Genomic DNA, 1,150 nt, shown 5'->3' with positions numbered 1-1,150 from the left:
GCTAGTGGTCTGTCTGCGTTTTGATCTGGTGGAGGGTGGCGCGGCCGCGTTGGACTTTGGTGATGATGTCTTCGGCGGTGGCCTTCCAGATAAAGGGTTTGGGGTCGGTGTTCCAGTGGGCGGCCCAGGTGGTGATGGCTTCGGTGAGTTCGGCGACGCTGGTGAAAGCGCCTCGGCGCAGACGTTTGTCGGTGAGTTCTTTGAACCAGCGTTCGACCAGATTGAGCCAGGAACTCGAGGTCGGGGTGTAGTGCAGGTGCCAGCGGCGGCGGTCCTTGTGGGCGAGCCATTTCCCGATCTCGGGGGTGGAATGCGCCGACAGGTTGTCCAGCACCACGTGTACGCCCAGTCCGCGCGGGACGGTGGCGTCGATCTGTTTGAAGAACCGCAGCACGTCAGCACCGGTGTGGCCTTTGCGCAGGTCGGTCAGGACCTCGCCGGTGGCGATGTTCATCGCGGCGAACAGGTCGATGGTGCCGTTGCGTTTGTAGTCATGGGTCATGGTTCCCGCCCGGCCCGGCTTCATCGGCAGCGACGGCTGGGTGCGATCCAACGCCTGGCACTGGGTCTTCTCGTCGAAGCTGAACACCACCGCACGCGCCGGCGGATTCACGTACAGCCCAACAACATCGACCAGCTTCTCCTCGAACCGCGGATCGTTGCTGACCTTGAACGTCTCGACTTTCCACGGCTTGAGGTTGTGATCAGCCCAGATCTTGGCCACCGCGTCCTTGCCGATCCCGACCCGAGCGCCCAGCGTGCGGGTGCTCCAGTGCGTGGATCCGTCGGCCGGACGCTCCTGATGGGTCAACCGCAGCACTTCCTCGACCGTACCCGCCGGCAGACTCGGCTTGCGCCCACGACCCTTGGCGATCCGCCCGACTCCCGCGATGCCCTGCTCGACGAACCGAGACCGCCAGCGCCGCACGGTATCCGAGTCCACCCCGCAGCGCCGCGCGATCTCCTCGTTGGCCACCCCATCGGCAGCCCACAGCAGCCCCCGCGCCTGCACCACCTGACGATGCGGCAACGACGTCGAGGCCGCCATCCGCTCCAACTCCGCACGCTGAGCATCGCTGACCGGCAACGCGGCAGCTGTCATAACCGGCATAGTACAGACTACCATATTAATTTACAGACAGACCACTAG

General features: G+C 64.3%; 1 protein-coding gene. It reads right to left on the bottom strand.

From position 1 onward, the window contains the following. Nucleotide 1: 1 nt before the first annotated feature. Nucleotides 2-1,102: an IS630 family transposase gene (locus JDV09_RS26440; RefSeq protein ID WP_221372090.1), complete on the bottom strand. Its 1,101-nt coding sequence runs from the start codon at nt 1,100-1,102 to the stop codon at nt 2-4. Nucleotides 1,103-1,150 lie beyond the last annotated feature (48 nt).

It is taken from the genome of Mycolicibacterium xanthum, from assembly GCF_019710635.1.
GTDB lineage: Bacteria > Actinomycetota > Actinomycetes > Mycobacteriales > Mycobacteriaceae > Mycobacterium > Mycobacterium xanthum.
The sequence above is the reverse complement of the archived record's forward strand: the minus strand, read 5'-3'. Positions and strand labels throughout refer to the sequence as shown.